Source organism: Streptomyces sp. NPDC096339 (assembly GCF_044762985.1).
In the GTDB taxonomy this organism is placed as follows: domain Bacteria; phylum Actinomycetota; class Actinomycetes; order Streptomycetales; family Streptomycetaceae; genus Streptomyces.
The window spans coordinates 198,521-206,517 of record NZ_JBIWFI010000012.1 but is presented as its reverse complement, the minus strand read 5'-3'; the positions used below and the strand labels follow the sequence as shown (position 1 = coordinate 206,517).

Annotated in this window: 8 protein-coding genes; 7 read left to right on the top strand and 1 reads right to left on the bottom strand. The window is 72.4% G+C overall.

Annotation, left to right across the window (positions count from 1 at the left end):
- Positions 1 to 321: 321 nt before the first annotated feature.
- A complete protein-coding gene (locus tag ACIQ5Y_RS18560) occupies positions 322 to 1,953 on the bottom strand; it encodes an acyl-CoA synthetase (protein ID WP_403881009.1) in 1,632 nt (543 codons plus the stop codon).
- A gap of 179 nt (positions 1,954 to 2,132) precedes the next feature.
- Here ACIQ5Y_RS18560 and ACIQ5Y_RS18555 point away from each other — a divergent pair, with 179 nt between their 5' ends.
- From ACIQ5Y_RS18555 to ACIQ5Y_RS18525, 7 genes are all read left to right on the top strand, one after another.
- Complete coding sequence (locus tag ACIQ5Y_RS18555; RefSeq protein ID WP_403881006.1) at positions 2,133 to 2,933, top strand: crotonase/enoyl-CoA hydratase family protein; 801 nt, start codon at positions 2,133 to 2,135, stop codon at positions 2,931 to 2,933.
- A gap of 442 nt (positions 2,934 to 3,375) precedes the next feature.
- Positions 3,376 to 4,335, top strand: coding sequence for a Zn-ribbon domain-containing OB-fold protein (locus ACIQ5Y_RS18550; RefSeq protein ID WP_403881003.1), 960 nt, complete (start codon positions 3,376 to 3,378; stop codon positions 4,333 to 4,335).
- The gene (locus ACIQ5Y_RS18545; RefSeq protein ID WP_403881000.1) at positions 4,335 to 5,405 is read left to right on the top strand and encodes a thiolase domain-containing protein; all 1,071 of its coding nucleotides are present in this window, start codon (positions 4,335 to 4,337) and stop codon (positions 5,403 to 5,405) included. The genes ACIQ5Y_RS18550 and ACIQ5Y_RS18545 overlap by 1 nt, the downstream gene beginning before the upstream one ends.
- Positions 5,402 to 6,586 carry a thiolase domain-containing protein gene (locus tag ACIQ5Y_RS18540; protein WP_403880997.1) on the top strand — a complete coding sequence of 395 codons (1,185 nt, stop codon included), beginning with the start codon at positions 5,402 to 5,404 and terminating at the stop codon, positions 6,584 to 6,586. The genes ACIQ5Y_RS18545 and ACIQ5Y_RS18540 overlap by 4 nt, the downstream gene beginning before the upstream one ends.
- Before the next feature lie 120 nt (positions 6,587 to 6,706).
- Positions 6,707 to 6,934, top strand: coding sequence for a DUF397 domain-containing protein (locus ACIQ5Y_RS18535; protein WP_376659906.1), 228 nt, complete (start codon positions 6,707 to 6,709; stop codon positions 6,932 to 6,934).
- A gap of 125 nt (positions 6,935 to 7,059) precedes the next feature.
- Positions 7,060 to 7,527: a hypothetical protein gene (locus tag ACIQ5Y_RS18530; RefSeq protein ID WP_403880994.1), complete on the top strand. Its 468-nt coding sequence runs from the start codon at positions 7,060 to 7,062 to the stop codon at positions 7,525 to 7,527.
- A 20-nt stretch (positions 7,528 to 7,547) separates the two neighbouring features.
- Complete coding sequence (locus ACIQ5Y_RS18525; RefSeq protein ID WP_403880991.1) at positions 7,548 to 7,955, top strand: ACT domain-containing protein; 408 nt, start codon at positions 7,548 to 7,550, stop codon at positions 7,953 to 7,955.
- The last annotated feature ends 42 nt before the right edge of the window (positions 7,956 to 7,997 follow it).

Below are 7,997 nucleotides of genomic sequence, written 5' to 3'. Positions count from 1 at the left end.
CTTTAAAACCCCCGCGTAAAACCCTCTTCCCCACCCCCCCGCTTTACCCAGGTGGCCGGGGGGGGGGGGGGGGGGGGGGGGGGGGGGGCGGGGGGGGGGCGCGCCCCCCCGCCCCGCCCTTCCACCGTTCCCCGGGGCTCTGCCCCGGACCCCGCTCCTCAATCGCCGGAGGGGCTGGATTCGGCGCGCCGGGTGGGCAGGTGCGGCGCCGTTGCCGGGGTGCTGCCCCGGCCCCCCGCCTCAATCGCCGGAGGGGCTGGATTCGGCGCGCAGATTGCAGGCCGGCGGGGCTGGGTTCGCCCCGCCGGGCTGGGGGTGTGGTCAGCCGGCCGCGTCGGCTTCCGTGGCTATCGACTTCGCCCAGCGGTAGTCCGCCTTGCCGCTCGGAGAGCGTTGGATGGCCGGGGCGATCACCAGTTGGCGGGGGATCTTGTACCCCGCCAGCTTCGTGCGGCAGTGCGACTGGATCTCGTCCAGCGTCGGCTCAGCGGCGCCCGCGCGGATCTGCACCACCGCCGCCACGTGGTTGCCCCACTTCGCGTCCGCGACACCCGCGACCAGCGCGTCGTACACGTCCGGGTGGGACTTCAGCGCCTGCTCGACCTCCTCCGGATAGACCTTCTCGCCGCCCGTGTTGATGCACTGCGAACCACGGCCGAGCACCGTCACGATGCCGTCCTCGTCGACGGTCGCCATGTCGCCGAGCAGCACCCAGCGTTCCGAACCCCGCTGGAAGAAGGTCTCGGCGGTCTTCGCCGGGTCGTTGTAGTAGCCGAGCGGTACGTACCCGCGCTGCGCCAGGCGTCCGGGAACGCCCACCTCCACCGGCTCGTGCGTGACCGGGTCCACCACCTGCGTGCGCTCGTTGACCTCCAGGCGGAAGCCCTTCTCAGGCCCGGAGTCGTCCGTCGCGCGCCCGTTGGAACCGGATTCGGAGGAGCCGAAGTTGTTCAGGAGGAGCACGTTCGGCGCCAGCCGCTGGAACTCGGCCTTCACCGTGTCCGACATGATGGCGCCGGACGAGGAGACGCTGAAGAGGGAGGAGAGGTCCGTGCCCTTCAGCGGCCCGTTCAGTGCGTCGATCAGCGGCCGCAGCATCGCGTCGCCGACGAGGGAGACGCTGGAGACCTTCTCCTTCTCGATCGTGCGCAGCACCTCCTCCGGCGCGTACTTGCGGTGGATGACGATCCGCTGGCCGTAGTTGAAGGCCACGAACGAGGTCAGGGTGGAGGTGCCGTGCATGAGCGGCGGCGCGGGGAAGAACGTGAGCCCGGCGCCGCGCGCCGCGACCCGCTCGGCCAGTTCCTCGGGCCGCTTCACCGGCTCGCCCGAGGGCTCGCCGCCGAAGAGCCCCGCGAAGAAGAGGTCCTCGGCCCGCCACATCACCCCCTTGGGCATACCCGTCGTGCCGCCGGTGTAGATGATGAACAGGTCGTCGGGGCTGCGCGGAGGGAACCCCCGCTCGGGTGAGCCCGACGCCTCGGCGTCCTCGTACGCGACCGGAGCGATCGCGGGCTCCGGAGCACCCTCGGGGGTGGCGCCGACCCGGATCAGATGACGGAGCCTCGTCGTCTGCGGGAGGGCGGCCGCGACCCGCTCGGTGAACTCGCCCTCGAAGACGAGCGCCGCGAGATCGGCGTCGTTGTAGAGGTAGACCAGCTCCTCTTCCACGTACCGGTAGTTGACGTTCACCGGGACGAGGCGGGCCTTCAGGCAGGCCAGGACGGTCTGGAGGTACTCGACCCCGTTGTAGAGGTGCAGGCCCAGGTGTTCGCCGGCCTTCAGGCCGCTGTCGAGCAGGTGGTGCGCGATCCGGTTCGCCGCCGTGTCCAGTTCGGAGTACGTCAGCCGGCGCTCGGCGCCGGTGCCGGGGTGGTCCACGTACACGAGGGCCTCGCGGTCCGGGACCACGTCCACGACCGACTCGAACAGGTCGGCAAGGTTGTACTCCACCGTTCCTCCTGACGCGTGACGCGTGGTGCGCATGACTGTCTGCTCGGCGGTCATTAGAGCGCCGCCGAAGGCAACTGGGAAGGGCGCCGCCCAAGAAATCTGACTGGGTGTCAGAAAACTATTGAACTGCACCCGCCCCTACTGCAACCTGTTCTAGGTCTTGAGACGGGAGGACGGCAATGGGTGGGACGGAACACCTGACCGTGGAGCGGCACGGTGCCACGCTGGTGCTGACCATGAACAGGCCCGAGGCGAAGAACGCGCTCTCGCTGCCGCTTCTGGTGGGCCTGTACGACGGCTGGCTCGAAGCGGACGCGGACGAGGAGATCCGCTCGGTGGTGCTGACCGGCGCGGGCGGGGACTTCTGTGCCGGCATGGACCTCAAGGCGCTCGCCGGCAAGGGCATGGCGGGCGACGCGTATCGGGACCGCCTCAAGGCCGACCCCGACCTGCACTGGAAGGCGATGCTGCGCCACCACCGGCCGCGCAAGCCCGTGATCGCGGCGGTCGAGGGGTACTGCGTGGCCGGCGGGACGGAGATCCTTCAGGGCACCGACATCCGGGTGGCGGGGGAGGGGGCCACCTTCGGACTGTTCGAGGTCAAGCGGGGGCTCTTCCCCATCGGCGGCTCCACGGTGCGGTTGCCGCGCCAGATCCCGCGCACGCACGCTCTGGAGATGCTGCTGACCGGGCGCCCGTACTCCGCCGAGGAGGCGGCCCGGATCGGACTGGTCGGACGGGTGGTGCCGGCCGGTACGGCGCTCGACGCCGCGCTGGAGATCGCGGAGCGGATCAACGCGTGCGGGCCGCTGGCGGTGGAGGCCGTGAAGGCCTCCGTCTACGAGTCCGCCGAGCTGACGGAGACGGAGGGCCTGGCGGCGGAGCTGTTGCGGGGGTGGCCGATCTTCGACACGGCGGACGCGAAGGAGGGGGCGCGGGCGTTCGCGGAGAAGCGGCCGCCGCTGTACCGCCGCGAGTAGCTACGCCGTGCCGCTGCCGCTGCCGCTGCCGCTGCCGCTGCCGCTGCCGCTGGTGCTGCCGTGCCGCTGCTGTGCCGCGCCGTGTGAGGGTGCGGCACCGTTGCCGGGGCTCCGCCCCGGACCCCGCGCCTCAAACGCCGGCGGGGCTGGGTTGGCCCCGGCGGGGCTGGGTTGGCCCGGTGGGGCCTACGGATCGGGGGCTCCGCCCCGGGCCCCGCGCCTCAAACGCCGGCGGGGCTGGGTTGGCCCCGGCGGGGCTGGGTTGGCCCGGTGGGGCCGACTGATCGGGGGCTCCGCCCCGGGCCCCGCGCCTCAATCGTCAGCGGGGCTTGCCCGCCCGGGGCTGGGGACCGTGCAAGACGTCAGACGGGGGGAGCGGGCCCGCCCGGGGCCCGTGTGCATCGACCGCCCGTACCGGAATCAACCGCATCGGAGAGCCACCATGACAGCTGCCTCCCCACCGGAGGTGCTCCGCGCGCCCCTCGTCGTCGAGTTCCCCTTCACCCGGTCCCTCGGGCCCGTCCAGAGCGCCTTCCTCACCGGGCTGCGCGAAGGCGTCGTACTCGGCGTGAAGACCTCCGGCGGCGCGGTGATGGTGCCGCCCGTCGAGTACGACCCCGTCACCGCCGAGGAGATCCGCGAGCTCGTGGAGGTCGCGGACACCGGCACCGTCACCACCTGGGCCTGGAACGGCCACCCCCGGCCCAACCAGCCCCTGGACACCCCCTTCGCCTGGGTGCTGGTCAAGCTCGACGGCGCCGACACCGCCCTCCTGCACGCCCTCGACGCGCCCGGCCCCGACTCCGTGCGCACCGGCATGCGGGTCCGGATCCGCTGGGCCGCGGACCGTACCGGGGCGATCACCGACATCGCCTGCTTCGAGCCGTACGAGGGGCTGGACGTCGGCGAAGGCGCCCCGCACGACGGGGCCTTCGACGACGCCGTCCACGGCATCGTCGCCCGCGCCCGCCTCGACTACACCTACAGCCCCGGCCGCGCCCAGACCGCCTACATCAACGCCCTCTCCGAGCGGAAGACCGTGGGCGAGCGCTGCCCCTCCTGCCACAAGGTGTACGTCCCGCCGCGCGGCGCCTGCCCCACCTGCGGCGTGGCCACCACCGACCAGGTGGAAGTCGGCCCGGCCGGCACCGTCACCACCTTCTGCATCGTCAACATCAAGGCCAAGAACCTCGACATCGAGGTGCCGTACGTCTACGCGCACATCGCGCTGGACGGCGCGGGCCTCGCACTCCACGGGCGGATCGGCGGCATCCCCTACGACCAGGTGCGCATGGGCCTGCGCGTCGAACCCGTGTGGACCGAAGGCGGCCGCTACCCCGACCACTACCGCCCCACCGGCGAACCGGACGCGGACTACGACGCGTACAAGGAGCTCATCTGATGCCGAAGACGCCGTCGAGGTACGCCCGCGAGGTCGCCGTCGTCGCCTTCGCGCAGAGCGACCACCGCCGCGACACCTCCGAACTCAGCGAAGTCGAGATGGTCATGCCGGTCCTGCACCAGGTGCTGGCCGCCACCGGCCTGAAGGCCGGGGAGATCGGCTTCACCTGCTCCGGCTCCAGCGACTACCTGGCCGGCCGGGCCTTCTCCTTCACCATGACCCTCGACGGGGTGGGCGCCTGGCCGCCCATCTCCGAGTCGCACGTCGAGATGGACGGGGCCTGGGCCCTCTACGAGGCCTGGGTCAAGATCCAGACCGGCGAGGCCGACACCGCGCTCGTCTACTCGTACGGGAAGTCCTCGCCCGGATCGGTGCGCGACGTACTGACGCGCCAGCTCGACCCGTACTACGTGGCCCCCCTCTGGCCCGACTCGGTCGCCCTCGCCGCCCTCCAGGCCCAAGCCCTGATCGACGCGGGCGAGACCGACGAACCCGCCCTCGCCGCGATCGGCGCCCGCAGCCGGGCCGACGCGGAGGCGAACGCGCACGCCCAGCTGCGCGGCGCCGTCCCGCAGGGCGACTACCAGGTCGCGCCGCTGCGCACGGGGGACTGCCCGCCCATCGGCGACGGCGCCGTCGCCGTCGTCCTCGCCGCCGGCGACACCGCGCGCCGGATGTGCGAACGCCCCGCCTGGATCACCGGCATCGACCACCGCATCGAGGCCCACAGCCTGGGCCTGCGCGACCTCACGGACTCCCCGTCCACCCGCATCGCCGCCGAACGCGCCGGTGTCTTCGAAGCCCCGGTGGACACGGCGGAACTGCACGCGCCGTTCTCCTCCCAGGAAGTCGTGCTCCGCAAGGCGCTCGGCCTCGGCGAAGGAGTCGCCGTCAACCCCTCCGGCGGGGCCCTCGCGGCCAACCCGATGATGGCCGCCGGCCTGATCCGGATCGGCGAGGCGGCCGCCCGCATCCACCGCGGCGAGTCCGACCGGGCCGTCGCCCACGCCACCTCCGGCCCCTGCCTCCAGCAGAACCTGGTCGCCGTCCTGGAAGGGGACGCTCGGTGAGTACTCCTGGCAACACCGGCAAAGAGCCCGTCGCCGTCGTCGGGATCGGGCAGACCAAGCACGTCGCCGCCCGCCACGACGTCTCCATCGCCGGACTGGTCCGCGAGGCCGCGATCCGCGCCCTCGCCGACGCCGAACTGACCTGGGCGGACATCGACGCGGTCGTCATCGGCAAGGCCCCCGACTTCTTCGAGGGGGTGATGATGCCCGAGCTCTACCTGGCGGACGCGCTGGGCGCCGTCGGCAAGCCGATGCTGCGCGTGCACACGGCGGGCTCGGTCGGCGGCTCCACGGCGCTCGTCGCCTCCAACCTGGTGGCGGCCCGGGTCCACCGCACCGTCCTCACCCTCGCGTTCGAGAAGCAGTCCGAGTCGAACGCCATGTGGGGGCTCTCCCTCCCCGTCCCCTTCCAGCAGCCGCTGCTGGCGGGCGCGGGCGGGTTCTTCGCCCCGCACGTACGCGCGTACATGCGGCGCACCGGCGCACCCGACTCGGTGGGCTCGCTCGTCGCGTACAAGGACCGCCGCAACGCCCTCAAGAACCCGTACGCGCACCTGCACGAGCACGACATCACCCTGGAGAAGGTCCAGGCGTCGCCGATGCTGTGGGACCCGATCCGGTACTCCGAGACCTGCCCCTCCTCGGACGGGGCCTGCGCGATGATCCTCACCGACCGTGCGGGAGCGGCCCGTTCGCCCAAGCCGCCGGCCTGGGTGCACGGCGGGGCGATGCGCAGCGAGCCGACGCTCTTCGCGGGCAAGGACTTCGTCTCCCCGCAGGCCGGCAAGGACTGCGCGGCCGACGTCTACCGGCAGGCCGGGATCACCGATCCGCGCCGCGAGATCGACGCGGTCGAGATGTACGTGCCGTTCTCCTGGTACGAGCCGATGTGGCTGGAGAACCTCGGCTTCGCGGAGGAGGGCGAGGGCTGGAAGCTCACCGAAGCCGGCGTCACCGAACTCGACGGGGACCTTCCGGTCAACCCGTCGGGCGGCGTCCTCTCCACCAACCCGATCGGCGCCTCCGGCATGATCCGCTTCGCGGAGGCCGCCCTCCAGGTCCGCGGACAGGCCGGCGAACACCAGGTCCCGGGAGCCCGCCGGGCCATGGGACACGCGTACGGCGGCGGCGCGCAGTTCTTCGCGATGTGGCTGGTGGGGGCGGAGCAACCCACCGGCTGAGCGGCCCCGGGGGTGCCGGACCGGTCAGGGTGACTCACCGTGGCCTGTGCGGCACCCGCCGCGGTGGTTAACCTTGGCCCCGGACGACGTACCGGGAGGAGCACGCACGTGGCAGAGAGCATGACTTCACAGCCCCTCGCTGGCTGGGGCAAGCCGGACCTCGATCTCACCGAGGCGGACTGGCAGTCGAGCAGCCGGGGAGCGGGCGACGTCCAGATCGCCTTCGTCGACGGCTTCATCGCGATGCGCAACAGCGAGCGCCCCGAAAGCCCTTCGCTGATCTTCGCGCCGGACGAGTGGCGCAAGTTCGTACTGGGCGCACGGGGCGGGGAGTTCGACCTCACGTAGGCGTCGCCCCCGCCGCGACCCGCCGCCCGGCCGCTGGGCAGCGGGTCGCGGCCCCGCAAAGCCGTTGCACGGCGCCGGGCGTCCCGGCATCATGCCCGTCATGACGATCATCCGCCGAAAGGGCGATGCCGCGTAAGCGGCCCGGCGCGCTGCGCGCCGCACGAGGAGACTTCGAGGGCCGGCGCCCCTCCGCCTGGGCGCGGGAACTGCCGCCCGTCGATCGGCTCCCACCCCGCGCGAGCGCGGAAGTCCACTGGGCGCTCCGGAACGAGGCCCGTGACCTCGCGAGCCTGCTGCACCTGTACCGGGCCTTCCTGCGACAGCCGGGGAACAGACTGAGGCTCGTCCTCTCCGAATGCCCGGCCTGCCCCGGATGCGCCCGGGACGACGTCGCCGTCGTCCGGGACGAGCTGGCCGACCTCCGCCGCGTACTGCCACCCGGAGCCCGGCGCGCGCTCGGTCGCCTACTGCGCACACTGGACGACGAGTTCCGCCGCCGCACGATCCCGGAGCACCACCCGCTGCGGCACGGGCTCGATTGGCGCGGCCGCCCGTACGCCTGGTGGCACCGTCGTGTCTACGAGGGCACGTGACAAGCCCTAGGCTGACGGCCATGAGCGGCGAGAGTGACCTGCGCAAACTCCTGAGCGGCATGCGGCCCGAACTGAACGACGGCGTGTACGTGTTCTGCACGGTCCCCGGCACCGCCGTCCCCGCCGGGACGGCGCCCGTGGCCACGATCCGGGAGCGCGAGGGGCTCACTCTCGTCCTGCGGCAGGAGGAAGCCGACGCGGCCGGGCTCGCCTACGACTACACCGCCGGCTGGATCACCCTGCGCGTCCACTCCGCCCTCGACGCCGTCGGCCTCACCGCCGCCTTCGCCGCCGAGCTCGGCGCACACGGCCTGAGCTGCAACGTCATCGCCGGCTACCACCACGACCACCTCTTCGTGGCAGCCGACCGCGCCGCCGAGGCCGTCGCCGTTCTGGAAGCCCTCGCGGAGCGCTCCGCGGACAGCTGAAAAGAAGATCGGAAACTTTCCGACAGCAGGCTCCCTCCCGCT

What these genes read in the sequence shown, in the direction of transcription:
- ACIQ5Y_RS18555 (WP_403881006.1), top strand. Translation starts at nt 2,133, where the DNA reads ATGGGTGGGACGGAACACCTGACCGTGGAGCGGCACGGTGCCACGCTG.
- ACIQ5Y_RS18550 (WP_403881003.1), top strand. Translation starts at nt 3,376, where the DNA reads ATGACAGCTGCCTCCCCACCGGAGGTGCTCCGCGCGCCCCTCGTCGTC.
- ACIQ5Y_RS18545 (WP_403881000.1), top strand. Translation starts at nt 4,335, where the DNA reads ATGCCGAAGACGCCGTCGAGGTACGCCCGCGAGGTCGCCGTCGTCGCC.
- ACIQ5Y_RS18535 (WP_376659906.1), top strand. Translation starts at nt 6,707, where the DNA reads ATGACTTCACAGCCCCTCGCTGGCTGGGGCAAGCCGGACCTCGATCTC.
- ACIQ5Y_RS18530 (WP_403880994.1), top strand. Translation starts at nt 7,060, where the DNA reads ATGCCGCGTAAGCGGCCCGGCGCGCTGCGCGCCGCACGAGGAGACTTC.
- ACIQ5Y_RS18525 (WP_403880991.1), top strand. Translation starts at nt 7,548, where the DNA reads ATGAGCGGCGAGAGTGACCTGCGCAAACTCCTGAGCGGCATGCGGCCC.